Annotated in this window: 28 protein-coding genes; 19 read left to right on the top strand and 9 right to left on the bottom strand. The window is 38.3% G+C overall.

All coding sequences use genetic code 11. The features are described 5' to 3' along the window. The first annotated feature begins 35 nt into the window (after positions 1-35). From ACR1PO_RS16375 to ACR1PO_RS16360, 4 genes are read left to right on the top strand one after another with little or no spacing between them, the layout of a single operon-like run. Positions 36-665: an NUDIX hydrolase gene (locus ACR1PO_RS16375; RefSeq protein ID WP_142726461.1), complete on the top strand. Its 630-nt coding sequence runs from the start codon at positions 36-38 to the stop codon at positions 663-665. A gap of 27 nt (positions 666-692) precedes the next feature. Then, positions 693-1,499, top strand: a complete 807-nt coding sequence (locus ACR1PO_RS16370) for a lysophospholipid acyltransferase family protein (RefSeq protein WP_002984229.1) — start codon at positions 693-695, stop codon at positions 1,497-1,499. Between the two features lie 14 nt (positions 1,500-1,513). After that, positions 1,514-1,951 carry a hypothetical protein gene (locus ACR1PO_RS16365; RefSeq protein WP_332386093.1) on the top strand — a complete coding sequence of 146 codons (438 nt, stop codon included), beginning with the start codon at positions 1,514-1,516 and terminating at the stop codon, positions 1,949-1,951. A gap of 6 nt (positions 1,952-1,957) precedes the next feature. Then, entirely contained in the window at positions 1,958-3,295 is a 1,338-nt protein-coding gene (locus ACR1PO_RS16360) for a UDP-N-acetylmuramate--L-alanine ligase (RefSeq protein WP_433987457.1), read from the top strand. Positions 3,296-3,591: 296 nt separating this feature from the next. Here ACR1PO_RS16360 and ACR1PO_RS16355 read toward each other — a convergent pair whose 3' ends face one another. Continuing rightward, a complete protein-coding gene (locus ACR1PO_RS16355) occupies positions 3,592-4,143 on the bottom strand; it encodes a hypothetical protein (protein WP_433987456.1) in 552 nt (183 codons plus the stop codon). Positions 4,144-4,428: 285 nt separating this feature from the next. On the opposite strand from ACR1PO_RS16355, the gene ACR1PO_RS16350 reads away from it, so the two are divergent. Next, the gene (locus ACR1PO_RS16350) at positions 4,429-5,289 is read left to right on the top strand and encodes a lectin-like protein (RefSeq protein ID WP_433987455.1); all 861 of its coding nucleotides are present in this window, start codon (positions 4,429-4,431) and stop codon (positions 5,287-5,289) included. A 155-nt stretch (positions 5,290-5,444) separates the two neighbouring features. Here ACR1PO_RS16350 and ACR1PO_RS16345 read toward each other — a convergent pair whose 3' ends face one another. Further along, entirely contained in the window at positions 5,445-6,503 is a 1,059-nt protein-coding gene (locus ACR1PO_RS16345) for an NAD(P)H-dependent flavin oxidoreductase (RefSeq protein ID WP_433987454.1), read from the bottom strand. A 172-nt stretch (positions 6,504-6,675) separates the two neighbouring features. Beyond that, entirely contained in the window at positions 6,676-7,551 is an 876-nt protein-coding gene (locus tag ACR1PO_RS16340; protein ID WP_332386098.1) for an aldo/keto reductase, read from the bottom strand. Between the two features lie 346 nt (positions 7,552-7,897). On the opposite strand from ACR1PO_RS16340, the gene ACR1PO_RS16335 reads away from it, so the two are divergent. Both ACR1PO_RS16335 and ACR1PO_RS16330 read left to right on the top strand, forming a co-directional pair. Then, entirely contained in the window at positions 7,898-8,332 is a 435-nt protein-coding gene (locus tag ACR1PO_RS16335) for a GNAT family N-acetyltransferase (protein WP_332386099.1), read from the top strand. Further along, complete coding sequence (locus ACR1PO_RS16330) at positions 8,333-8,800, top strand: GNAT family N-acetyltransferase (protein WP_332386100.1); 468 nt, start codon at positions 8,333-8,335, stop codon at positions 8,798-8,800. On the opposite strand, the gene ACR1PO_RS16325 is transcribed toward ACR1PO_RS16330, so the two are convergent. Beyond that, entirely contained in the window at positions 8,774-9,673 is a 900-nt protein-coding gene (locus ACR1PO_RS16325; RefSeq protein ID WP_332386101.1) for a LysR family transcriptional regulator, read from the bottom strand. The genes ACR1PO_RS16330 and ACR1PO_RS16325 overlap by 27 nt on opposite strands. 40 nt (positions 9,674-9,713) lie before the next feature. After that, positions 9,714-10,460, bottom strand: coding sequence for a metallophosphoesterase family protein (locus tag ACR1PO_RS16320; RefSeq protein ID WP_433987453.1), 747 nt, complete (start codon positions 10,458-10,460; stop codon positions 9,714-9,716). Between the two features lie 381 nt (positions 10,461-10,841). Here ACR1PO_RS16320 and ACR1PO_RS16315 point away from each other — a divergent pair, with 381 nt between their 5' ends. From ACR1PO_RS16315 to ACR1PO_RS16290, 6 genes are all read left to right on the top strand, one after another. Then, a complete protein-coding gene (locus ACR1PO_RS16315; RefSeq protein ID WP_332386103.1) occupies positions 10,842-11,459 on the top strand; it encodes an NAD(P)H-dependent oxidoreductase in 618 nt (205 codons plus the stop codon). Continuing rightward, a complete protein-coding gene (locus tag ACR1PO_RS16310; RefSeq protein ID WP_332386104.1) occupies positions 11,456-12,340 on the top strand; it encodes an NAD-dependent epimerase/dehydratase family protein in 885 nt (294 codons plus the stop codon). Before ACR1PO_RS16315 ends, ACR1PO_RS16310 begins: the two co-directional genes overlap by 4 nt. A gap of 2 nt (positions 12,341-12,342) precedes the next feature. Next, positions 12,343-12,630, top strand: coding sequence for a putative quinol monooxygenase (locus ACR1PO_RS16305; protein WP_332386105.1), 288 nt, complete (start codon positions 12,343-12,345; stop codon positions 12,628-12,630). 2 nt (positions 12,631-12,632) lie between these two features. Continuing rightward, entirely contained in the window at positions 12,633-13,388 is a 756-nt protein-coding gene (locus ACR1PO_RS16300; protein WP_433987452.1) for a type 1 glutamine amidotransferase domain-containing protein, read from the top strand. A gap of 213 nt (positions 13,389-13,601) precedes the next feature. Continuing rightward, positions 13,602-14,585, top strand: coding sequence for an aldo/keto reductase (locus ACR1PO_RS16295; RefSeq protein ID WP_433987451.1), 984 nt, complete (start codon positions 13,602-13,604; stop codon positions 14,583-14,585). Between the two features lie 176 nt (positions 14,586-14,761). Then, a complete protein-coding gene (locus ACR1PO_RS16290; RefSeq protein ID WP_433987450.1) occupies positions 14,762-15,730 on the top strand; it encodes a cyclase family protein in 969 nt (322 codons plus the stop codon). A gap of 486 nt (positions 15,731-16,216) precedes the next feature. Here the strand turns inward: ACR1PO_RS16290 and ACR1PO_RS16285 are convergent, their stop codons facing one another. From ACR1PO_RS16285 to ACR1PO_RS16275, 3 genes are all read right to left on the bottom strand, one after another. Beyond that, positions 16,217-16,660, bottom strand: coding sequence for a carboxymuconolactone decarboxylase family protein (locus ACR1PO_RS16285; RefSeq protein WP_332386109.1), 444 nt, complete (start codon positions 16,658-16,660; stop codon positions 16,217-16,219). 8 nt (positions 16,661-16,668) lie between these two features. After that, positions 16,669-17,100, bottom strand: coding sequence for a DoxX family protein (locus ACR1PO_RS16280; RefSeq protein WP_433987449.1), 432 nt, complete (start codon positions 17,098-17,100; stop codon positions 16,669-16,671). Positions 17,101-17,163: 63 nt separating this feature from the next. Next, positions 17,164-17,736 (bottom strand): Crp/Fnr family transcriptional regulator, encoded by a 573-nt coding sequence (locus ACR1PO_RS16275; protein ID WP_433987448.1) that lies wholly within the window; start codon positions 17,734-17,736, stop codon positions 17,164-17,166. Between the two features lie 65 nt (positions 17,737-17,801). Here ACR1PO_RS16275 and ACR1PO_RS16270 point away from each other — a divergent pair, with 65 nt between their 5' ends. The 4 genes from ACR1PO_RS16270 to ACR1PO_RS16255 all read left to right on the top strand — a co-directional run bounded on the left by ACR1PO_RS16270 (position 17,802) and on the right by ACR1PO_RS16255 (position 21,621). After that, a complete protein-coding gene (locus ACR1PO_RS16270; RefSeq protein ID WP_433987447.1) occupies positions 17,802-18,167 on the top strand; it encodes a DUF1304 domain-containing protein in 366 nt (121 codons plus the stop codon). A gap of 518 nt (positions 18,168-18,685) precedes the next feature. Next, positions 18,686-19,936, top strand: coding sequence for a quaternary amine ABC transporter ATP-binding protein (locus ACR1PO_RS16265; RefSeq protein WP_433987446.1), 1,251 nt, complete (start codon positions 18,686-18,688; stop codon positions 19,934-19,936). 1 nt (position 19,937) lies between these two features. After that, positions 19,938-20,765: an ABC transporter permease gene (locus ACR1PO_RS16260; RefSeq protein WP_433987445.1), complete on the top strand. Its 828-nt coding sequence runs from the start codon at positions 19,938-19,940 to the stop codon at positions 20,763-20,765. Position 20,766: 1 nt separating this feature from the next. Then, entirely contained in the window at positions 20,767-21,621 is an 855-nt protein-coding gene (locus ACR1PO_RS16255) for a glycine betaine ABC transporter substrate-binding protein (RefSeq protein WP_433987444.1), read from the top strand. A 64-nt stretch (positions 21,622-21,685) separates the two neighbouring features. Here the strand turns inward: ACR1PO_RS16255 and ACR1PO_RS16250 are convergent, their stop codons facing one another. Then, complete coding sequence (locus ACR1PO_RS16250; RefSeq protein ID WP_332386351.1) at positions 21,686-22,072, bottom strand: winged helix-turn-helix transcriptional regulator; 387 nt, start codon at positions 22,070-22,072, stop codon at positions 21,686-21,688. A 91-nt stretch (positions 22,073-22,163) separates the two neighbouring features. On the opposite strand from ACR1PO_RS16250, the gene ACR1PO_RS16245 reads away from it, so the two are divergent. Then, entirely contained in the window at positions 22,164-23,159 is a 996-nt protein-coding gene (locus ACR1PO_RS16245) for an NADP-dependent oxidoreductase (RefSeq protein WP_433987443.1), read from the top strand. Further along, entirely contained in the window at positions 23,149-23,622 is a 474-nt protein-coding gene (locus ACR1PO_RS16240) for a cupin domain-containing protein (RefSeq protein ID WP_433987442.1), read from the top strand. Before ACR1PO_RS16245 ends, ACR1PO_RS16240 begins: the two co-directional genes overlap by 11 nt. Positions 23,623-23,868 lie beyond the last annotated feature (246 nt).

Below are 23,868 nucleotides of genomic sequence, written 5' to 3'. Positions count from 1 at the left end.
CTTATTTCTTCAAGATATATTGCTAAATTTGAGCTATGGAAAATTTTGGAAAAGATTTATTGAGAAAAATAAAAAGTGTGGAACTTCCCGGTGAGCACGCCCATGGAGTCTTCTCACCTCCCTACCGTCCCGTTTTTACTTATGATGAAGTATTGGCAAAGAATCCCAAATTTGCAGCAGTCAATATTGTTTTATATCTGAAAGACAACGAGTGGTATTTTCCATTGATTCAAAGGACTATTAACGAGCACGACAGACACAGCGGACAGATATCGCTGCCCGGAGGAAAGCGTGAGGAAATGGACAGAGACTTTGCAGAAACGGCGGTTCGGGAAACCTCTGAGGAAATAGGGATAGATAAACATTATGTAAGAATCATCAGAGAAATGTCCCCTATTTATATTCCGCCAAGCAATTTTTACGTGTATCCTTATATTTCCTATACTAAAAAAAATCCTGCCTTCGTTCTTCAGCAGACGGAAGCAGTGGAAACGATAGAATTTCCGATCACATCCTTTCTCAATCTTTCAGACACGCCTGAAATTATGGCTCTGCCGAGTGCAGGCGGACATGAGGTTCCGGTCATTAATTTCAACGGATACATTATCTGGGGCGCTACAGCAATGATATTAAGTGAATTCAGCCAGTTGCTGAAAAAAATGTAACTTTGCACTACCGTGTTTAATTGAGAAATGGCGAAGAAAAATATTTTCACCGATGCATTCGGAACACCTTATTTTTTGAAAAGGTTTATTATTTTTATTTTAGGTATTGTATCCTACAGAAGGTTCAATGGCTTTAATAAACTGAAGATTACCGGCACAGAACATCTTGTGGATCTTCCGGATTCCAATGTATTGTTTGTGTCTAACCACCAGACCTATTTTGCAGACGTAGCAGCGATGTATCATGCTTTCTGTGCTGTAAACAACGGATATTTAAACACGATAAAAAACCCGATCTATCTGCTAAATCCAAAGATCGATTTTTACTATGTTGCAGCCGAAGAAACCATGAATAAAGGTATTCTTCCCAAGATTTTTAAAATTGCAGGGGCTGTAACGGTAAAAAGAACCTGGAGATCCGAAGGAAAAAATGTCAACAGAATGGTAGACATGAGTGAGGTAGACAATATTATGAAAGCATTGGACAATGGCTGGGTAGCTACTTTCCCTCAGGGTACTACATCAGCTTTTGCACAGGGACGAAGAGGAACGGCCAAATTGGTAAAAAACCAGCGTCCTATTGTGATTCCAATCAAAATAAACGGATTCAGAAGAGCTTTTGACAAGAAAGGACTCCGCGTGAAGGTAACCGGTGTGAAACCTACGATGGAATTCAAAGCTCCTTTGGATATCGATTATGATAACGAAAAAGCACCGGAAATCCTGTTGAAAATCATGACTGCTATTGAGCAGACAGAAGATTTCAATCTTTTACACAATTATGATGAAGAACTTAAAGCTAAAAAATTAGAACAAAAGGATTCAAATAATTAAGTAAATTAAAAATTATGAACAAAATACTTGGAATATTATTCGCAATCATAGTATTAGTTTCATGCAACAGCCAGAAGGTATATTCGGATTTTGACATCAGCTATTCGAAAAGCGGAGGCTATGCTCCTGTTTATGAAAACCTGCTTATAAAAGGGAATAATGCACACTATTCTTTTGAAGGCCAGGGAAAAAAATACAAACAGGATTTTAAAATTTCTGATGAAGATTTAAAGAAACTGGACCAGGTTCTTTCTCAGAATAATTTCAGGAGGATACAGGAAGACCGTAAAAAATTGTATGACAATATTTCGACTTCCATCAATGTTAAGAAAGGTCCCAATGAAGGCAGTAAAACGGATGCCAGCATGATCATTCCGAATTACCAGACCAACTGGAACAATATTCTTGAAGCTTTCCAGCAGATCATTAATATTAATGTTAAAAAACAGTAAAGACAATTGAAAACCCACTTCATTGCCATTGGCGGAAGCGCCATGCATAATCTTGCCATCGCATTAAAAGACAAAGGATATCAGGTAACTGGTTCTGATGATGCTATTTTTGAACCTTCAAAATCCCGACTTGAAAAGAAGGGAATAATGCCCCAGGAAATGGGCTGGTTCCCGGAAAAGATCACTCCGGATATTGATGCTGTCATTCTCGGGATGCATGCACATCAGGATAATCCTGAGCTGGTAAGAGCAAAAGAACTGGGCCTGAAAATATATTCTTACCCGGAATTCCTTTACGAACAGTCTAAAAATAAAACCAGAGTCGTCATTGCGGGATCACACGGTAAAACAACCATTACCTCAATGATTCTTCATGTGCTGAATTTTCATCATAAAGATGTGGATTTTATGGTGGGTGCCCAGCTTGAAGGTTTTGACTGTATGGTAAAACTGACCCAGGATAATGACTTCATGGTGCTGGAAGGTGACGAATATCTTTCCTCTCCTATTGACCTGCGCTCAAAATTTTTACTGTATCAACCGAATATTGCTTTAATGAGCGGTATTGCATGGGATCACATCAATGTATTCAAAACTTTTGATGATTATATTGAGCAGTTCAGAAAGTTTGTGGCAAGCATTACTGCAGGCGGAGTTCTTGTATACAATGAAGAAGACCCGGAAGTAGTGAAAGTAGTGGAAAATGCTGAAAATTATTTCAGAAAGATCCCTTACAAAACTCCTGAATATGAAATCAGTAACGGTAAAGTATATTTAAAAACTGAAATGGGAGATGTTCCGCTTTCTGTTTTTGGAGCACATAACCTGTTAAACCTTGAAGGAGCAAGACATATCTGCCAGCAGCTTGGCATCATGGATGAAGATTTCTATGAGGCGATCATGAGCTTCAAAGGCGCTTCCAAACGCCTTGAAAAAGTGGAAAGAGAAGATAAAGGAATCCTTTACAAAGATTTTGCCCATGCACCAAGTAAGGTAAAGGCTGCCGTAAAAGCATTCGTAGAACAGTTTAAAAATGATAAGAAGCATGGGTTTCTTGAACTTCACACCTATTCAAGCTTAAATCCTGCTTTCCTTGAGCAGTATGACCACGCTATGGATGGTCTGGACGAGGCTGTAGTTTTCTATTCTGAAGAAGCTTTGAAGATTAAAAGAATGGAGCCTATTTCTCCTGAGTTCATCAAGGAAAAGTTCAGGAATGACAATGTAAGGGTTTTCACCAATGCTGAAGATCTTCATGCATACTGGAACACATTAGATAAAACGGATGGTGTTTATTTAATGATGAGTTCCGGAAATTTCGGAGGACTGAATCTAACGAAATAAGATCGTAATCTCCGGTTTTACAAAACAAAATCCTTTCCTGTATGCAGGAAAGGATTTATTGTAAGTCTTTACTATTTTCAGGTTCGCTATAAGGAGGGGATTATTATCTAATATAAAAAACAATGACAACATCTATTTAGTCATTCTCAATAAGTGAACAGCTCCTTCATACTCACACCCACTCGACATCCTAATAATCACCTATTTATTTCAAAAAACATAATAAATTAAAAACAGCTTTACAGATTTTCAAAAACACAGCAGTAAGCAGATGAGTTCCAGCCTTATCTCAACCCCTAATGAATAACATCCGGCGGTGGCATATTTTTTAGGATTTCTATATACTCTTTAAGTTCTGATATCCTGTCTCTGTATTCCTGAATTCTTTCTTCTTTATCCTTTGTCAGCATCTCAATTTGAACATTCAGCAACTGTATTTGTCTAATATACAGTAATTTTTGTTCATTTAAATGTTCATTCAAAGCGTGAACCAGCAAAGGATCGGTCTGCGTTTTTCCATATACAGCCTCTTTTTCTGCAACGGTTTCCGGAGGAGCGATTGTCTTTTCAAAAGGTAGCCTGATATTGGAATGATTCGCCTCACTGATTCCCTGTGAAAAGTGGGTATTCCCGGTTTCAAGCATTTTTCCGCTTCCGGTAATAAGCCACAATGGATTTATATCAGGACAATTGTCTATTATTTTAATAAGAATACTTTCGCCCAGATCTGCTTTTCTTTTTAACTGTTTCCCCAGATATCCGTTAGACAATCCAATAGACCTTTCAAAAGAAATAGCTTTAATCCCCTTATAATCCATATATTCATAAATCCTTTCGATAGCTTTCATAATAAAAATAGAAAAAAGTATATTTTTTATTTTGTAAATAGAAAAAAGGCTATATATTTGCTAAAATGCTATAAAGCAAAGATATGAAAAACAAAACAGTAGCCAAGCAGTCCCGGAAGCTACGTGAGGAAAAACAGGCTGCAACACACGCTGAGAAAAGTAATTGAAGCTCCTTACAGACAGTGCCGGCATCAGGAAACTGAGCATAATCCCATATCCCACAATGGGTTGAAAATTAAAAAGAACTGCGGACTTTTAAAACTGCAGACCATAAAAAACACAATTATGTTAAAAAAAAATTTGAAAAATCTTTTTCCAAAGGAAAATATCCTGTCCGGTATAATTCCAGACCTGACTATTCTCTTTATCGCTTTCTTTTTCCCTACCCTATGGATGCAGGGGCAAACGGGTAAAGTGGGGATCAATACATTAACCCCTACAAAAACCCTTGACATCAACGGTGAACTGAGGGTAAGAACCCTGAACTCCGGTAGCGACTCAGACAATATACTCTCGGCAGATTCAGAGGGAAATATCCGTAAGATTCCAAAAAGCGATCTGGGCAATCCTCCATCAGGCTTCAGCAATACAATTCTGGGCTATGAACCAAAGCCCGTCGCTGCAAGACCACAACCTCCTGTACCCCTGCCTGGCGGAGGCACCGCGACAGAACTCGGATGCAAAAAATGGTCAGGAAATCATCATACCTACTGTGCCTATCAGCTTTCACAAGCGATCAACTGGTTTAATGCCTTCATCTTCGGAAAGCTTATGGGAGGCTATCTGGTCACCATGCCTAGTGATGCGGAAAGAGCCTGGGTTAACACTAATATTGTAGCTACAGGTACAGGTTACAACCTGCAAAACAATATATGGATTGGCTTTAATAAAATCCAGAGACCAGGAAATCCGGACAGACTCCAGTGGATTACCGGGGAAGAATTTATCATCAACTGGGCGACCAATCCTGCCACCACGGAAAACTGGTTTAATCCGGGAGAACCCAATAACTATCAGGGAGCCGAAGGTTCAGTTCATATATATTCAGGATATTATCCAGATAGAAAATGGAATGATCTGAATGGAATATCTACAACCCTTGGAGGAGTAGTTATGAACCAGCTTATTATAGAATTCAATGAATAGCGTTCCGGTGCATATATATCTCTGAAATATATTATAAATAAGAGAGGGTTTTCCTATGACATCAACGGAGAACTGAAGGTAAGAACCCTGCTCCCCGGTACCGACTTATTGATGTACTAAAATATAAAATTATCATCAAATTTATGCCTACAGATTCATCTTTCACACTCTTTGATCAGTTTCTTCAGAATGTCTTCTGTAGAACGTTCACTATACTGATGAATAGACTGTCCAACCCAGATCCCCACAAACTCCGGATTTTGCAGAGATTTTGCAGCTTTGCGTAAGGCATTGGTCAGTTTATTCTGATATGGATACGGTAAAATATATTCTGAGTTTTCAACGGTTTCTATAAATTTATTTTTTACCCCTCTGGCATATCTTCCGGAGAAGCTCTTCGTTAAGACAATTTCTTCTTCTCTTACTTTTTTCAATCTTTCTTTTTCAAATGGCAGTAAAGCACTTTCCTGAGAAGCCAATAAAAGATTACCTACCTGAAAACCCTGTGCTCCCAAATCTTTAACAGCCAGCAATGTTCTTGAGCCATAAATTCCTCCTGCATAAATCAAAGGAACATTTACCTGATCATATATCTGTGACAATAAAGATAAACCTCCGATCTGCGGAATATTTTCTGCTTCGAAACTTCCTCTGTGACCTCCGGCTTCTATTCCCTGAACACAAATAATATCAATACCGGATTTTTCAAGAATTAAAGCTTCATTTACGGAAGTACACGTACCGATAAGGGCAACATCGTTTTCTTTTAATTTCTGAATACTCTGGTTATCCAGATTTCCAAATGTAAAACTCAGAATCTTACATCCTTCCTGAATAACAGCATCCACCTGTTCATGATAACTGTTAATACCGATCGCATCAAAGTCCGGAAGACTTACTTCTATATTATTTTCTCTGGCCAGCTGTCCGATAAACTGCCTGGCTTTAATAAATTCCTTTTTTAGATCATCTGTCACATCCGGAATATGATGGACAAAAATATTGACAGCAAAAGGCTTATCGGTCAGTTTTTTCATTTCCCAGATTAATTCCAAAGACTGATCTGCAGAAAGATCAGCCAATGCCAATGACCCCAGACAGCCTGCCTTAGCCGCTGCTGCCGCCATTTGTATCGTGCTGACTCCAAACATCGGAGCCTGAATTACTGGATATTTTATCCCCAGTTTTTTACTGATTGTATCCGGCCAAAACATAAAAATTATTTTAATTAAAAGGTACAAAAAATAGGAACAGCTCATTTTCAACAGGATATGATATTCCTCACCCTGAATGAAAATACAATTCCCACAGATCGCACAGAAAACACAGATTGTAATCTGTGAAACAGTGAAAGCTGCGGGAATACTCTTACCTTCTGTTTTTTAATTAAATATCTGCTACGGAATTCAACATTTTCTGTTCCCATGCCGGGTCTTTAGGATCGAAGAACAGTCTTTTTCCTGTATCTAAAGAACGGACAACATTCATCTCATCTTCTGTGAGCTCAAAATCAAATACATTAAAATTTTCCTCAATTCTGGACGGAGTCACAGATTTTGGAATCACCACAAATCCTTCCTGCAGATGCCATCTCAGAATGACCTGTGCGACGGTTTTACCATATTTTTCTGCAATTGCTTTCAGATCAGGATTGCTTAAAAGATTCGCATTACCATTCCCAAGCGGGCTCCATGGCTGTGTTATAATATTATTTTCCCTGTCATATACCTGCAGTTCTTTTTGCTGAAATACAGGGTGCAGTTCAATCTGGTTGATTACCGGTAAAACTGTTGAATTTGCTTTCAATTCTTCCAGTTTCTCAACTGTAAAATTACATACTCCGATAGCTTTGATTTTCCCCTCCTGATAGAGTTCTTCCAAAGCTTTCCATGTTCCCAGGAAATCTCCATAAGGCCAATGGATCAGATACATATCAAGATAATCCATCTGCAGTCTGTCCAATGTTCTCTGAAAAGCTCTTTTAGCCTTTTCATATCCGTGATCCTGAACCCATACTTTGGAGGTGATAAACAGTTCATCCCTGTGGACACCACTATTTTTTACGGCTGCTCCTACTGCAGTTTCATTCTGGTAAATAGCAGCAGTATCAATCATTCTGTATCCTGTCTGGATAGCTTTGATGACTGCATTTTCGCATTCTTTCAGATCATCCATCTGCCATACTCCAAAGCCTAAAGCCGGAATATCCACTCCATTATTTAAAGTTACCACAGGCTGTCCTGGATAGGTTTTCTTTTGCATAAGTCTTTATTTTAATGATTAATATAAAGTGATAAACAAATTTGCAATAAAAAATTGAAAATCCTGCCTACCATTTTTACTGTTTCAGTTAAAAAAATTCTTATTCAAAAGGTTTAAGATGATGTATAAACTACCCCGTCTTTTTGCTTCACAAAAATTCACCCCTTCAGAGAAGGGGAATCTCTGTAGTCGATAAAACCTACTATGTCCACTTCTAACTTCTAACTTCCATCTTCCATCTTCCATCTTCCATCTTCCATCTTCCATCTTCCATCCTCCAGCCCAAAGTTCACCTTCTCCTAGCATCTCACCTCTATTTTCCCTATTTTTGCTTAAAATTTAAATCATGTCACAACACATCAGACTGGCTCATGCAGAAGATTATCCAAGAATCATGGAAATTTGGGAATCTGCCGTAAAAGCAACCCACGATTTTCTTTCGGAAGAAGATTTCAGCTATTTTAAAGAAGTGATTCCAAGAGACTACCTTCCTAACCTTGATGTTTATTTAATTACCGAAAATAATGAAGCTAAAGGTTTTGCATCCGTGGCAGAAGGCAACCTGGAAATGCTTTTTATTCATCATGATACCCGTGGAAAAGGCTACGGAAAAACACTTTATCAGTTTATGAAAGAGAAAACCGGATTAACTAAAGTGGATGTGAATGAGCAGAATCCTCAGGCCATCGGGTTTTACGAAAAGATGGGTTTCAAAAAAATCGGAAGATCTGAAAAGGATGGTTCTGGAAAAGATTATCCGCTTATTCATATGAGTCTGTAAATGGAAGATTTTATTTTTCATCAATTAAGTTCCGATTCGGAAATACCTTATCCACTTTTATTATTGGCTGATGAAACCAAAGAAGCCATTGATCAGTATATTTTCAAATCTGACATCTATCTTTTGCATGACGGCATAGAAGATATTGCTGTAATGGCATTATGCAAAATCAGTGAGACCGAACTGGAAATAAAAAATGTTGCTGTGATTGAAAGCTACAGAAGCAAAGGAACCGGAAGTATTCTGATGGATAAAGCAAAAGAAATTGCCAAAGAAAATCATTATAAAACACTGACTGTCGGAACATCGGATACCGGCTTCCAACAGATCAGGTTTTATGAGAAAAACGGCTTCATAAAAACCGGAATCCGGAAAAATTTCTTTATTGAACATTATCCGTCACCCATTTTTGAAAACGGTTTACAGATGCGGGATATGGTTTTACTTACTCATTACCTGACGGAATAAGCCTTTAATATGCTCTATCTCGGCCTGATAATTCGTTTTCTTGCGACATCCGAAATATAGTGTGTTTTCCAGCTTTTTCTTTCCTTCCCAGATCATTTTCACGTCACCGCTTTCAATGTCGTTTTTACATAGGAAATCAGGGACAACAGCCAATCCTGTTCCTCCTTTCAGACATCGGATAATTGAATTCAGGTTAGGAACGATATAATTAGGCCGGAAATTCGGTTTATGCCCAAAATTTAAGGTCCAGAACTGGAAAAGATGTTCCATATCTCCGGTAGTCCCATACCATTTTTCGTTCTTCAGCCATTCCTCTATCTGTTCAGCATCTTTTGTTTTTAAAACTTTATTGAAAGCGGCAGTATCTACATCCTTCCCTCCAACCAGAATGATCTGCTCAGAAGAGAATGCTTCATGTTCTATATTGGGTGAAGAGCCTTTTTTAGGAGTAATGATAAGGTCCAGAATTCCTTTATCCAGCTGATCCAGCATTTCGGGATATTCACCAAAACTGATAATCAGGTTAAAAGGCAGTGATGAAACATATTGTTCAAGCGTAGTCTGAAAAGTCTCGAAACACATTCCCACACTGATTGTAGGCGTAAGCTTTTCTGTGGATTTCTGAAAATTTTTCTCTACATCTTCCAGTTTGGTAAGAGGTTCGGCAACCGCATTGAACAGCACCTTCCCTCGCTCTGTTGGAATCATTTTTCTACCGGTTCTGTCAAACAGTTTATATCCTACATAAGCTTCCAAAGAGCTTAAATGCAAGCTAACTCCCGGCTGTGATATGAATAAAGCATCTGCTGCACCTGTCAACGTCCCGGTTTTGTAGATCGCCTTAAAAGTACGATACCATTCTAAATTAACCATGACTTAATTATTAATATTCTGATGCAAATTTACAAAATAATTATAATATTAATACATGTTTATTCTCCAGAAAGGAAGCATAATAATCAGGAATCCCGCTTTCCTGTATCTGACGGACCGTTTCATCAACCGGATAAGGTAACTGTACAATTTCAGGGGTAATCTTTTCTTCGTCCAAAGTCAATACCAGATAAGAAGCCAGTCTGTTTTCTTCTTTGGAGCGGCCTACAGAGCCGCAGTTGACAGCCCACGTTTGGTCGTCAAACAGCTTTTTAAATGATAAATGAGTATGTCCCATCACAACCAGATCAGCATCCGCACTTTCCAGCATCGTTCTGAAAACCTGATCATTTTCTGATTCGTACAGGTAAGTATCGTTACTCTCAAGGCTCGAGTGAACCAGCTGAATATTCCAGTGCCTTTTTCCTGTCTTATAATTCAGTTTTAAGTGAAAAGGAAGTTCAGCGAGAAATTTTTTATTCTGTATTGTAATATGTTTTTTAGAATGTTCTATCGCAATGAAGCGGGCATTTGTCTCTTCTTCTGAGTGTTTGGACAAAGGGACAACAGGAATATCAAAAGCAATTCTTTCATCATGATTTCCCATCAGACAAGGAATGTTCAAACTTCTTATTTTTTCAATCACTTCATTTCCCCAGGGTGCAAAATCTACCAGATCTCCTAAGCAGAATTTCTGCCTGATTCCTCTCTGTTCAATATCCTTCAACACTACTTCCAATGCAGGAAGATTTCCATGCACATCGCTAAAAACAGCTATCTGTATCATTGTCCTTCAATTTGTTACAAATTTACATGACGAAAAGAAATTTCAGTCCGGATATAGTATGACATTTAACCATGAAAAGGAAATGGTTAATGGTAAATTTTTGCCTCGCAAAGTGAATAGTGAATGATGAACTGCAGGTTAGAAAACTTCCACATAGCATCAATTGTTCGGGATCCGGAATCTTGTGAGCCGAATCTCGTAACCTTAAAAATTCACAAATGAAGCGGATTGGCCATTCACTCCCAACTTTAAACTTTAAACCCAAAACCTTGAATATTAAATAGTATAATTTAAATAATACTTTCCTATAATTTATATTATTTTTATTATACAAACATCCATCCTAACTTTGCAGAGTAAAATTTAAACAATCATAAAAAAATGAAAAAAGTATTAATCATCAACGGAGGACAGAATTTCGGACATTCCGGAGGAAAATATAATCAGACTATCGCAGAAAATACATTGGCAGTTCTTAAAGAATTTGACAACGTAGAGGTAAAGATCACCAATGTAAGCGAAAATTATGACAAACACGAAGAAGTTCAAAAGTTTGTATGGGCAGATTATATTATTTACCACACTCCGATCTGGTGGTTCCAGCTTCCGAACGGATTGAAAAAATATATCGATGAAGTATTCACCGCAGGTCATGCAAAAGGAATTTACATGAGTGACGGAAGAAAGGCTGAGAACCCTGAAATCAATTATGGTACAGGAGGAATGCTTGGCGGCAGAAAATACATGCTTACTACAAGCTGGAATGCTCCTGCAACCGCTTTCACGCTGCCCGGAGAGTTCTTTAATGAAAAAAGCGTGGATGAAGGACCATTATTTGGATTCCACAGAATGAATGCTTTTGTTTCTATGGAAAAAATGGAAAGCTTCCACTTCCACGATGTGGAGAAAAACGCCAATATAGAGCGCGATATGAAGCTTTACAGAGAACATGTAAGAAATGTTTTTGAAAAAGAATTAACATCTGAACTGGTATCATGAAAAAAATACTGATCACAGGGATTACCGGCTATATTGGCGGTAGTATTGCCCAAAAGCTCCTTGAGAGGAATTATGAAGTGACAGGCCTGGTTCGTAATGAAGCTCACCTACAGGAACTGGAATCATCGGGAATCCGAACAATTATTGGTAACATCCACAATGAAGACCTTATCAAAGCAGCCGTTGCCGATGTTGATGCGGTCATTCACAATGCTGATTCTGCTGATGATGCTTATGCTGTGGACAACTTTATCAAAGCTCTGGAAGGAAGCCATAAAACCTTTATTTTTACTTCAGGTTCTGCCATTTTTGGAGGTAAAGAAGATGGTAAAAGGAGTGATTTTGTGTATACGGAAGATTTTCCTTTGACTCCAAGACTGGAAATGGCTTCAAGAGTACTGATCAATAATTATGTACTTCAATCTGTTAAAAAAAGTATAAGAAGTATCGTTATTGTTCCTACGATGGTGTATGGAGAAGGTCTGGGAATAAAAAAAGACAGCATCCAGATTCCCGCCCTGATTAATTTTTCCCGGAAAAAGGGGCACGGTGTTTATTTCGGTGAAGGTGAAAATGTCTGGTCCAATTTACACATTGAAGATCTGGCAGACCTGTATGTGCTGGCTTTGGAAAAAGCAAAAGAAGGCTCTATGTATTATGCAGAAAATGGTTCATCTTCTTTGAAAAACATTGCAGAAATCATCAGTAAAAAATATCACCTGGAACCCGCCATATCTTTAAGCGTACAGGATGCTGTTGACAATTTCGGGCCTGCAGGCGGCTATTTCGGTTTTGCATCCAGCAGCATATGCAGTGCAGATAAAGCCAGAACAGAACTGGGCTGGAAACCCATCTATACTTCAATTGAAAATTATATTTGATTATGAAAATTCATTTAACAGCCATTATAAAAGCCAAAGAAGAACATCAGCCAGAAGTATTGGAAGTTCTTCAGAATATGGTAAAAGAAACAAGAAAAGAAGAAGCATGTGAGCTTTACAGCTTACATCAGGGAATTGAAGACAAAAATGAGTTTGTTTTCTACGAAATCTGGAAAAACAAAGAAGGACTGGATCAGCACAACCAGCAGCCTTATATCCAGGCTTTCGGAGCTTTGGTGGATGAAAAGCTTCAGGAAAAACCACAGATTTATACCACCTATATCATATAATTATGAAAAGATTAGCGTTTTTAATGCTTGCAGTCTTTACCATAGGCTTCGTACAGGCACAAACCAAAAAATCAAAGAATGTGAAAAAGAAAATTTTATTCGTCGTAACCAGCCATGATAAAAAAGGCAATACCGGAGAAGATACAGGATATTATCTGGGAGAAGTTTCTCACCCGTGGGAAGTTCTTCACAAGGCAGGATATGAAATCGACTTTGTAAGCCCTAAAGGCGGAACTCCTCCGGTAGATGGTTTCGATTTGAAAGATCCTGTAAACAAAGAATTCTGGGAAAACACAGAATACAAAAACAAGATTGATCATTCTATGACGCCATCACAGGTAAATCCGAAAGAATATTCAACCATTTTTTATGCAGGAGGACATGGAGCGATGTGGGATTTTGCAGATAACCAAGAACTGGCAAACATCGCTTCCAAAATCTATGAAAACGGAGGTATTGTAGCCGGCGTATGCCATGGTCCTGCAGGTTTGGTAAATATCAAGCTCAATAATGGAAAATATCTTGTAGACGGAAAGAAAGTCAATGCTTTCACCAATGAAGAGGAATCTGAAGTAAAATTAACAGATGTTGTTCCTTTCTTACTGGAAGATAAGCTGAAAGAAAGAGGAGCAAAATTTGAAAAATCAGGACTCTGGCAGAATCATGTGGTAACAGATCAGAGAGTGATTACAGGACAAAATCCACAATCTGCAAAGAGCGTGGGAGAAGCAATTTTAAAGGAATTAAATAACAAATAATTTTAACCACAAAAGTCACCAAAGTTTCAGACACTTAAATAAAAAGAAGTTTCTAATCAGAATACAGAGAAGAAGAACACTTAAGGTCTTTTTAAATCGAAAATTTCTTAAAAGTGTCACCATTGAGACGGCGAGAATTCCCCTCCTCCGGAGGGGTGGCGAAAATTCAAAGAATTTTTGACGGGGTGGTTTACACATAACAATTAAAACAAAATGGAATACAGAAAATTAGGAAACACAGATCTAGAATTATCAGCAATCACACACGGAGCTTTTGCCATTGGTGGAAACATGTGGGGCGGTAATGAAAAGCAGGATTCTATCAACTCTATTCACGCATCATTGGATCATGGTGTAACGTCTATAGATACCGCACCATTCTATGGTTTCGGGCTGAGCGAAGAAATGATCGGTGAAGCTATCAAAGGAAAGGACCGTTCAAAAATCCAGCTTTTAACAAAATTCGGATTGGTATGGGACGGAAGCAATAATGGCAAAGGAGAATTTTTCTTTGATGCTGAAGACGAAGGAAAAACGCTTCCGGTTTATAAACTGGCTTCAAAAGAGAACATCATCAAGGAAGTGGAAGAAAGTTTAAAAAGATTAGGGACAGATTATATCGACCTGTTACAGCTTCACTGGCCGGACAGCACTACGCCAATCTGTGAAACTATGGAAGCTATGGAACTATTGATCCAACAGGGAAAAATCCGTGCTGCAGGGGTAAGCAACTACAGTGTGGCTCAAATGGAAGAAGCTAACAGGACTTTAAAACTTGCCAGCAACCAGGTTTCTTACAGTATGCTGAACCGTGCCATTGAAAACGATCTTGTTCCTTATTCTTTGGAAAACAATTCGGGAATTATCGTGTACAGTCCGATGGAAAGAGGTCTTTTAACCGGTAAATATTTCAAAGAAACCCAATTGAAAGATAACGACCACAGAAACGGATATTTCTCTCAGTTTGATTTGAATAAGGTAAAAACTTTCCTAGAAAAAATCGAACCTATTGCTCAGGAAAAAGGAGCCAGCCTTTCTCAACTGGTACTAAGATGGACAACTTTACAGCCGGCAATTACCGTAGTATTGGCAGGAGCAAGAAATGCTCAGCAAGCCATCGAAAATGCAAAAGCAATGTCTATTAACCTTTCCCAGCAAGAATTGAACTTCATCAATTCAGCACTGAGCGAGCTATAATATAAAGCCGGAAGAAGGAGGCTGGAAGATGGAAATTCTATTAGTATACTGATAATCAGGTGGCCTCTATTGCCCTATTCTGTATGGAACAAAGAGATTGCATTGATTATCCGGCAACAATAACTTCCCTCTCCCAGCTTCCGGCTTCCTTTCTTTTAACCTCAATCCTTATAAAAATGAAAAATAATCTGATCAAAGTGTTCGGGTTAGTGACACTATTGGCTATCAACAGCATTAGCTTAAAGGCTCAAACATTAGTTAATCCGGAAGATCAATCATGGTATCCTTCTGCCTATGGTTCAAAAGATGAGATCGGAGCAGCCAATCTTTTAACTCCTGAAGTTGTAAAACAGGCATTAGGACTGGTGAAACAAGGTAAAACGTTAGCACTTGCTGTTCCCATTGATAAAAACCTTCCTGCTTTCAGACACAGAAGTTTTAATTTATATAATATCCAGCCCGGAGAACAGGGTGGAAAAAGTATTGGTCCGAATAAATTTACCTTCAATGATGAATTGGTCAACGGATGGACCGGAGTGGGAACACAGCTGAATGGAATCGGGCACATCGGAATTGATAATAGATACTACAACGGAAATAAAGCAACAGACTTTGTAACGGTAGAAGGGGTAAAAAAGCTGGGTGTTGAAAAAGTACCACCTTTTGTAACCCGTGGTGTAGTGCTTGATATGACTGCTCATTATGGAAAATCAATGGTGCCGGGAGGAACAGAATTTACGGTAGAAGACATTAAATCTGTTTTAAAGAAGCAGGGGCTTACTCTGAGAAAAGGAGATATCATACTTTTCAATACCGGATGGCTTGAATTGATTGGTAAAAACAACCAGCAATTCCTTGAAACAGAGCCTGGAATCGGAATGGATGCCGCAAAATGGCTTGCCGATCAGGGAATCGTAGCTTTTGGCGGGGACACCTGGGCTTCTGAAGTATATCCAAATCCAAAAAGTAAAGAAGAATTTCCCATCAATCAGTTTATGCTGGCCAAAAAAGGAATTTATAACCTGGAACTGATCGACAGCCGCCCATTGGTGAAGCAAAAAATCTGGGAATTTTTATTTGTATTGGGACAGCCTTTATATGTAGGCTCTACCCAGGTGAATGTAAATCCTGTGGCGATTTATTAATTTAAATATTTACAGAATGAGATTGTTTAAACTTTTATATTCATTATTTTAACCACAAGAGGAACAAAAGTTTTAAACACTTAAGTGTTTTCAGAACAAGGCTTTATGCGTAATAAGTACTCCTAACTTTTGTGAAAATCTTTGATTTTCATCTTGTGTGAACTTGTCTGCGGTATCATTTTAAACTTACTTAAGTGAACGCAAGTGTTTTAAATTGAACCCTTTTGTGACTTTGGGATTGGTAAAGTTTAACCGGCTTTTATATCTGGGAAATAAAGTGACAATGTAATTCCGTTAAAAAAATAAAATTAACCTTAGAATTTATTTTAGAATTAATACCCAAACGGTGCTACATTGTCACTTTGAATCTTATATATTAAAACACGGCCTTTCAAATTGAAAGGCCGTGTTTTAAATAAAGTAAACATCCGTAAATGATACCGTCTTCATCAACTTCCATCTTCCATCCCCCGCTCCCGGACTTCACTATTTTGCAATCGGAAGATGAGTACTTACTGCAATTCTGTTCCAGGCATTGATGGTTATGATCGCCATGATGATCTGAGCGATCTGGTTATCATCAAAGAATTTTTTCGCCTTTTGGAAGGTTTCTTCTGTTAATCCGTTTTGGCTGATCAGTGTAATTTCCTCTGTCATTGCCAAAAGTACCTGCTCTTCTTCTGTAAAGAATTCTTTTGCTTCCGTCCATCCGTTCAGAATAAAAATTCTCTGAGGGGTTTCACCGTATTTGATGGCATCTTTGGTGTGCATATCAAGGCAGAAAGCACATTTATTGATCTGTGAAGCTCTGATTTTAATTAATTCTTTCTGAATGGGTGTCAAGGAAATAGTTTGTAAATATCCTTCCAATCCCATCATCGCTTTGTAAGCTGCTGAATCTACTGTTGCAATATTTAATCTTGCGCTCATAATATGTATTATTTTTTGGTTAATTGATCTATACTTAAAGAATAATGTTGCTGAACCGCCAGTAAAAGAGCGGCGGCACTTCCTACCCATACCGAGTAATTGAGTGGGGCTTTTGGTCCTGATGCAACGGTCATGGTTACCGCAAAAATCAGCAGCAGAATACTGCTTCCATACGCTGCAATTCTGGTTTTAAATCCAAGAATCAGCATCAGAGGGAAAAGAATTTCTAAAAAAGTAGCGGCATACGCTGAGAATGTACTCAGAGATTCCGGAAGGAAATAGGTAAGCTGTCTTGTATATTCTTTGAAACTTTCCATATTTCCCCATGATGAATTTTCTTTGCTCCACCAGCCGAACCGGTCTGCAACAGCAGAAAGCATCGTCACGGCAAGAGCCAGTCTTAAAAATAGCTGCGGAAATTGATCTTTTGTATCAGTCATTGCATTGGCTTTTAATTACATGACAAATTTCCGGCTTATGATCCGTAAAAAACTTAAACTGGTTTAAGATCGTAATTTTGCTTTAATTTCACTTAAATATTCCGGTGTAAATCCTAGAAATGAAGCAACAAGATATTGGGGAATCCTTTGAATAAACCATGGGTACATCGTGCTGAAATGGATGTACAGCTCTTCTCTTGAAAATTCAGACAAGTAGCGGAGTTTTCTTTCTGAAGCAGCATAAGCCCTTTGATAAATAATCCGGAAATAACGCTCCATTACAGGATGTTTTGCAAACAATAATTCCAGACTTTTAAAATCAATCACCAAAATAGTAGAATGCTCCACCGCCTGAATATTAAAATCCGTCTGCAGCTGCCTTTCATAGGCAAAAGTATCTGTAATCCACCAGTTTTCTATGGCGAACTGAGTAGTATTCTCCACTCCTTTTTCATTGATAAAAAACTTCCTCAGACAGCCTTTTATCACAAAAAACATATTCCGGCATATCTCCCCTTCAAGCATCAGATTCTGCTTCTTCCTTACCTCCATCACCCTGAAAAATGATACAATAGAAGGATATTCCTCATCGGTTACGGTAATGAATTTATTTAAATGTGCTTTGAACGGGTCCATTGTAAGAATTAATGCTCAAACTTAACTTTATTTTTTTAGTTTTACAATGAGAAAAATATTGAATCATGGAAATCGTTGCTAAAATTCTGATCGCTGTCGTTGCACTGGAACACCTTTATATTCTCTGGATGGAAATGTTTGCCTGGGAAACCAAAGGGAAAGAAGTGTTTAAAGCAGCCCTGCCTCCGGAAATGTTTAAGCCTACCAAGGGACTTGCTGCCAATCAGGGGCTTTACAACGGCTTTCTGTCTGCCGGGCTGATCTGGTCATTTTTAATTAAAGATCCTCAGTGGCAGACAAATGTAGCTTTATTCTTCTTAGGATGTGTTGCCGTAGCCGGAATCTATGGAGCTGTTTCTGCTACTAAAAAAATATTTTTCGTTCAGGCATTACCCGCTATCCTTGCAATTATTGCCGTTTTACTGAAATAATTTTATAAACTATTCCTAAACCTTTCAAATCAATTCTCTTAACATTAATGATAAGAGAAAATTCGTCATAAAAACACTTCTTTAAAAACTTTTGAAAATCAACAGCTTATACAACACGAAATCGATTTAATATAAATTTCGTAAATTTGCACCGTCATAAAAAATTGATATACAGTTTTTTGATGCTGGCAGGCATTTTGATTAAATGTAGCCATTCAAGTTGTTCAGTACACATATCTGTAATTACCTCATCAGTAATTTAATTGTAGAATCTATGTAAAAGATTAATTTCTTTTGCATAATACACTCTTTTTCTAGAGTATAATCTATTGAAATATTTAAAATAAACATAAGGCCTTCAGGTCTTTATGCTGTTATTTTTTTGTTTGAAGCTTTTATCACTAAAGGCCCGGCAAGTTATTTTATTCTATCGTCATCAGCAGAACAACTAAAGCTAAATGTATATATAAACCGGTGTACAGTTTTTATATCAAATTATTAATTGAAAAATTCTGAATATGGAAAAAAATGAAAACACTCGAAAAGTAAAACTTAAGGTTGAAGACCTGACCATCATCTTTGGCAAAAACAAAGAAAAAGCACAGGAACTTTTAGACAAAGGTTTTTCCAAAAAGGAAATTCTTGAAAAAACAGGCTGTACCATAGGAATCAACAAGGCCAGTTTTGAAATCTATGAAGGGGAATTCTTTGTGATCATGGGGCTTTCCGGAAGCGGAAAATCTACTTTGCTGCGCTGCCTAAACAGATTAAATGAACCCACTTCAGGAAAAGTATATATCAATGACGATGATATTACTGGTAAAAACAACAAGGAGCTTTTAGAAGTAAGAAGAACGGAAATGAGCATGGTATTCCAGAAATTCGGATTGCTTCCACATCACACCGTTTTAGACAATGCGGGATTCGGGCTGGAAATCAGAGGAGAACGCAAGGCTTCCCGGGATAAAAAAGCGCAGAAAGCACTGGATATCGTAGGATTAACGGGTTTCGAAAACCAATATCCTTCGCAACTTTCAGGAGGAATGCAGCAGAGAGTAGGATTGGCAAGGGCTTTGGCCAATGATCCCGAAGTATTGCTGATGGACGAAGCTTTCTCAGCTCTGGATCCACTGATAAAGTCTGAAATGCAGGATCAGATGCTTGAACTGCAGAATACCTTACAGAAAACCATCGTCTTTATTACCCATGACCTGGACGAAGCCATTAAAATCGGAGACCGTATCGTCATCATGAAAGATGGTGTCATAGAACAGATAGGAACAGCCGAAGAAATTTTAACCAATCCTGCAAGCGACTATGTAAAAGCGTTTGTGGAAAAAGTAGATCGTAAAACCATTATTACCGCCAGATCTTTAATGTTTGATAAAGCCACAGTGGTAAGGTTCAGAAAAGATGGTCCCGAGGGTGCTTTAAGAAAAATGAGAGCTACAGGTCTGGAAAACTTACCTGTGGTCGATTTTCAAAATAAATTCCTGGGATTTGTTACCCTTAACGATGTGGTCCGAATTGCCAAAAAGAAAGAACCTACGGTGGAATCCATTATCAACAGTAATGTTCCTTCGGTATATCCTGAAGTGACGGTAGAGGAAATGCTGCCGTTGATCTCCGAAAATAAATCGTCCATTGCCGTGATTGATGAAGACAATAAATTTTTAGGTCTTGTTACCCAGTTATCTCTTGTCATAGAAGCCACAAAGTTTAACGAAGAAGAAATTATTGAATTAAAAGAAATCGCAAACAACCAATAAGATGAATAAAACTATAGATATAGGTCAATATGTAGAAACTGCAATCAATTGGCTCACAGAAAACGGAAAACCTGTATTCGATGTTATCAAACACTTAGGAAATGCCTCTATTATGGGGATTGAATGGGTATTAACAAACACTCCTTTTTATGTAATCATTCTCTTTTTTACCCTTTTGGCACTGTGGAAAGCCGGAAAAGCCATCGCTGTAGTAACCGCAGCCGGATTAAGCTTAATATTTTTAATGGGATTATGGACAGAAACCATGGAAACGCTGGCCCTTATTTTTGTTTCTACTATTACAGCCCTTGTACTTTCTATTCCTCTGGGAATTCTGGCTGCGAAAAGCAAAATAGCGGACAAAATCATCCGCCCTTTACTGGATCTGATGCAGACTATGCCGGCGTTTGTCTACCTGATTCCTGCGGTGCTGTTTTTCAGTATCGGTAAAGTACCCGGTGCTTTTGCCACCATTATTTTTGCCATGCCTCCTGCAGTACGGTTAACGTCATTAGGAATTGAAGCTGTTCCGAAAGATATTGTAGAAGCAGCCAGGGCTTTTGGAGCTACCGGCCGGCAGATTTTGTTCAAAGTAGAGCTTCCTTTAGCGATGAAAACAATTTTAACAGGGATTAATCAAACTATATTGTTATCCTTATCCATGGTTGTGATTGCAGGAATGATTGCTGCAGGCGGTTTGGGGGAAAAAGTACTGGAAGGAATTAATAATCTGGATATCGGTTTAGGATTTGAAAGTGGATTATCCGTGGTGATTTTAGCCGTTATCCTCGACAGGATTACCCAGGGATTTGTAAAGAAAAAGCAATAAGATGAAACAATTAAAATATCTGTTTTTCCCCGTTTTAATGTTGGTATTTTCCACATTACATTCGTGCGAAAACATAAAAAACTCTAAGTATATTACCATCGGAATGGTAGATGGCTGGGCAGAAGATGTTGCGATGACGCACGTGGCTAAAGCCATTCTGGACGAGCAGGGATATCATGTTATTATTCAAAAAGCCTCTACGGATATGATTCTGGCTTCTATGAATAATGAAGATACGGATCTTTTCATGGGAGTATGGCTTCCTTACACCCACGCAAAAAAGCTGGCTAAATTTCCGGGATTAATGCATCTTGGAACCAATTATGACAACGGCCGTATAGGTTTGGTCGTTCCGGAATATGTTCCTGTGAACTCCATTAAAGAACTCAATCAGCATAAAAATCAATTCAATCACAGAATTATAGGAATTGAAAAAGGAGCCGGATTAACCACCGGAACAGACAAAGCAATCATAGAGTATAAACTGGATTATCAGCAGATCAACTCCTCTACCATTGCCATGATCACCGAATTACAGAATGCCATACAGCACAAACAATGGATTGTGGTAACGGGATGGCAGCCCCACTGGATGTTTGGTAAGATGAAACTTAAGTTTCTGGATGATCCCAAAAAGATTTATGGTGAAGCGGAACAGATTAAGACTTATTCCAGGAAAAGCTTTTCAAAAGATCATCCGGAGCTGGCCAGATTCTTTTCAAAGCTTCATTTTGATGATGAAAACATGTCTGATCTTTTAATGAAAATGGAACAGACTAAAAACAAAGAAGCCACTGCCAAAGCGTGGGTGAAAGATCACCCGGAACTGGTACGGTCGTGGTTAAACAAAAATTAATAATCAATTTGGTATTATTTAAAAATCCTCAACTCTATATGGGCCTGAGGATTTTTTTGATCTATTATGCAGAAGAACTCATTGATTCTTTGATTTTTTCACGATGAAGGATTCCCCAATTCACCAACGTTTCGGTCACCGGAAATACAGATTTTCCATATTCTGTCACAGCATAGGTCACCGTAATCGGTTTTGTATCCTGAATGGTTCTGGTGATCAGAAGATTCATTTCCAGTTCTTTCAATTCTTTACTCAGCATTTTGGCCGAGATTCCTTCAATACTGCGTTCCAGCTTTTTAAAATGAATCATCTGATCCGGTCTGTTCGTAAGGTAACGCAGGATCATCAGTTTCCATTTTCCTCCTAAAACATCCAGACTGTCCCGCATCGCGAACAATTCTTCTGTACAGCTCGCTTCTCTTTCGATGCCGTTTTCAATAATTTTTGCCATAATAGTTTCGTGAAGGTAACTAGTTACCATTGGTTAACTGGTAGCAAATATAAACTATTCCCTCTTTACATTTGTATATCAAATTAATCATATGAAAGCAGTTATTTTAAATAAAAACGGAAAGCTGGAAGACGGATTCGCAGAACAGCTCCAGCCCCAAAGTAATGAAGTTTTGATTCAGATTAAAGCAAGCGGTTTCAATCCCATCGACCATCAGATGCTGGAAAATGAACTGGAGCGAAAACTGATCAGTTCCCCGATATTAGGAAGAGAATTATCCGGAATTGTTGTGGATAAAGGCTCCGAAGTTACAGCATTCAACATTGGTGATGAAGTGTACTGCGGCAGCGGTTCTATGGGAAGCAACGGCACGTATGCAGAATACATAAGCGTTCCTGAAGCCATTGTTTCTTTTAAGCCTGAGAATATTTCATTTGAGCAGGCGGCTGCTATTCCTTCTGCAGGGCTTACCTCTTTGCAGATCTTTAACCGTTTGAAATTAAATCCGGAAAATACTGTCCTTGTGACAGGCGCTGCCGGAGGGGTGGGTTCATTCCTGATTAAACTTTTATTAGCCTATAATATCCGGCAGATCACAGCAACCGCTGGCAGTGAAGAAAACAGGCAGATGCTTCTCAGTTTAGGATTAAAAAGTCATCAGATCGTTAATTACAGAGAGGAAAATCTTATTGAAAATATTCTGAAAGCCAATAATGACCAGCCTTTCGAATATGGAATTGATCTCGTAGGAAACTATATGTCAGAAGTAACGGCTGAAGTTTTAACAATCAACGGTACCTATGTAGATGTTACTGCTTTGGTAACAAAAGATGCCCATGAAACATTGTTCAACAAAGGAACTTTGATCATGAATATCTCCAATTACACTTATGGTATGACTAAAAAATATGACTATTATAAAAACAGTTTACTGGAAATAAAAAAACTTATTGAAAACGGAACAATCCTTCCTCCTCAGCACAAAATTATAGGAAATCTTTCTCTGGAAACTGTTATGAAAGCTCACTCTATGTTAAAAAATAATCAGACCCAGGGTCATAAACTTATCATGAGAAATGATGAATAAAATACCAAGGCGAATTGTTACAGGATTGAAAGACGGAAAGTCTGTTATTATAGAGGATCAGCAAGTAGAAAACGCTGTGGAACATTTTCCGGGGCTTATTATTTCTGATGTATGGAATACGCAAACAATGCCGGCAAGTCTGGATTTTGAAACCGGAATTCCCAATACAGGATTTCCGCAAACGCCTAAAAACGGTACTTATTTCAGATATGTAGTAGTTCCGCCGGATAAAAATTTAGGCATAGAATGGAAAAAGAACGAACCTCATCCGATGATGCACCAGACTCCTACGCTGGATTACATCATCATCCTTTCCGGTGAGCTCTATCTCGTCATGGAAGATGGTGAAACGCTTCTGAAACCGGGAGACATCGTCATTCAGAGAGGAACTAATCATGCATGGAGCAACCGTTCTGATAAGCCGTGTGTTCAGCTGGCGGTTTTGATTGATGCAAAAATTTAATAGTAAAGAATTTCCCACAAATCCCACAGATAAAAATTCATGTAGATGCAGCAAATTTTACAGAGATCTGCGTAATCTGTGCGATCTGTGGGAAATAAAAAGATTTTTAAAGTTGGGAAAACGCAAAGGCGCAAGAAAAACAAACAATAAGTTGTTTTGTGGTGCAAGAAAATCAAAGATTTTCAGCAAAGATTAATAGTATTAGGAACATACAATTTTATCGCAGTTAAAATCCCTTGCGTCTTA

The sequence above is a fragment of the Chryseobacterium amylolyticum genome, from assembly GCF_051011775.1.
GTDB lineage: Bacteria > Bacteroidota > Bacteroidia > Flavobacteriales > Weeksellaceae > Chryseobacterium.
Note: the sequence above shows the minus strand (reverse complement) of the source record. Positions and strands in the feature narration are given on the sequence as shown.

What these genes read in the sequence shown, in the direction of transcription:
- ACR1PO_RS16375 (WP_142726461.1), top strand. Translation starts at nt 36, where the DNA reads ATGGAAAATTTTGGAAAAGATTTATTGAGAAAAATAAAAAGTGTGGAA.
- ACR1PO_RS16370 (WP_002984229.1), top strand. Translation starts at nt 693, where the DNA reads ATGGCGAAGAAAAATATTTTCACCGATGCATTCGGAACACCTTATTTT.
- ACR1PO_RS16365 (WP_332386093.1), top strand. Translation starts at nt 1,514, where the DNA reads ATGAACAAAATACTTGGAATATTATTCGCAATCATAGTATTAGTTTCA.
- ACR1PO_RS16355 (WP_433987456.1), bottom strand. Translation starts at nt 4,143, where the DNA reads ATGAAAGCTATCGAAAGGATTTATGAATATATGGATTATAAGGGGATT.
- ACR1PO_RS16350 (WP_433987455.1), top strand. Translation starts at nt 4,429, where the DNA reads ATGTTAAAAAAAAATTTGAAAAATCTTTTTCCAAAGGAAAATATCCTG.
- ACR1PO_RS16345 (WP_433987454.1), bottom strand. Translation starts at nt 6,503, where the DNA reads ATGTTTTGGCCGGATACAATCAGTAAAAAACTGGGGATAAAATATCCA.
- ACR1PO_RS16340 (WP_332386098.1), bottom strand. Translation starts at nt 7,551, where the DNA reads ATGCAAAAGAAAACCTATCCAGGACAGCCTGTGGTAACTTTAAATAAT.
- ACR1PO_RS16335 (WP_332386099.1), top strand. Translation starts at nt 7,898, where the DNA reads ATGTCACAACACATCAGACTGGCTCATGCAGAAGATTATCCAAGAATC.
- ACR1PO_RS16330 (WP_332386100.1), top strand. Translation starts at nt 8,333, where the DNA reads ATGGAAGATTTTATTTTTCATCAATTAAGTTCCGATTCGGAAATACCT.
- ACR1PO_RS16325 (WP_332386101.1), bottom strand. Translation starts at nt 9,673, where the DNA reads ATGGTTAATTTAGAATGGTATCGTACTTTTAAGGCGATCTACAAAACC.
- ACR1PO_RS16320 (WP_433987453.1), bottom strand. Translation starts at nt 10,460, where the DNA reads ATGATACAGATAGCTGTTTTTAGCGATGTGCATGGAAATCTTCCTGCA.
- ACR1PO_RS16315 (WP_332386103.1), top strand. Translation starts at nt 10,842, where the DNA reads ATGAAAAAAGTATTAATCATCAACGGAGGACAGAATTTCGGACATTCC.
- ACR1PO_RS16310 (WP_332386104.1), top strand. Translation starts at nt 11,456, where the DNA reads ATGAAAAAAATACTGATCACAGGGATTACCGGCTATATTGGCGGTAGT.
- ACR1PO_RS16305 (WP_332386105.1), top strand. Translation starts at nt 12,343, where the DNA reads ATGAAAATTCATTTAACAGCCATTATAAAAGCCAAAGAAGAACATCAG.
- ACR1PO_RS16300 (WP_433987452.1), top strand. Translation starts at nt 12,633, where the DNA reads ATGAAAAGATTAGCGTTTTTAATGCTTGCAGTCTTTACCATAGGCTTC.
- ACR1PO_RS16295 (WP_433987451.1), top strand. Translation starts at nt 13,602, where the DNA reads ATGGAATACAGAAAATTAGGAAACACAGATCTAGAATTATCAGCAATC.
- ACR1PO_RS16290 (WP_433987450.1), top strand. Translation starts at nt 14,762, where the DNA reads ATGAAAAATAATCTGATCAAAGTGTTCGGGTTAGTGACACTATTGGCT.
- ACR1PO_RS16285 (WP_332386109.1), bottom strand. Translation starts at nt 16,660, where the DNA reads ATGAGCGCAAGATTAAATATTGCAACAGTAGATTCAGCAGCTTACAAA.
- ACR1PO_RS16280 (WP_433987449.1), bottom strand. Translation starts at nt 17,100, where the DNA reads ATGACTGATACAAAAGATCAATTTCCGCAGCTATTTTTAAGACTGGCT.
- ACR1PO_RS16275 (WP_433987448.1), bottom strand. Translation starts at nt 17,736, where the DNA reads ATGGACCCGTTCAAAGCACATTTAAATAAATTCATTACCGTAACCGAT.
- ACR1PO_RS16270 (WP_433987447.1), top strand. Translation starts at nt 17,802, where the DNA reads ATGGAAATCGTTGCTAAAATTCTGATCGCTGTCGTTGCACTGGAACAC.
- ACR1PO_RS16265 (WP_433987446.1), top strand. Translation starts at nt 18,686, where the DNA reads ATGGAAAAAAATGAAAACACTCGAAAAGTAAAACTTAAGGTTGAAGAC.
- ACR1PO_RS16260 (WP_433987445.1), top strand. Translation starts at nt 19,938, where the DNA reads ATGAATAAAACTATAGATATAGGTCAATATGTAGAAACTGCAATCAAT.
- ACR1PO_RS16255 (WP_433987444.1), top strand. Translation starts at nt 20,767, where the DNA reads ATGAAACAATTAAAATATCTGTTTTTCCCCGTTTTAATGTTGGTATTT.
- ACR1PO_RS16250 (WP_332386351.1), bottom strand. Translation starts at nt 22,072, where the DNA reads ATGGCAAAAATTATTGAAAACGGCATCGAAAGAGAAGCGAGCTGTACA.
- ACR1PO_RS16245 (WP_433987443.1), top strand. Translation starts at nt 22,164, where the DNA reads ATGAAAGCAGTTATTTTAAATAAAAACGGAAAGCTGGAAGACGGATTC.
- ACR1PO_RS16240 (WP_433987442.1), top strand. Translation starts at nt 23,149, where the DNA reads ATGATGAATAAAATACCAAGGCGAATTGTTACAGGATTGAAAGACGGA.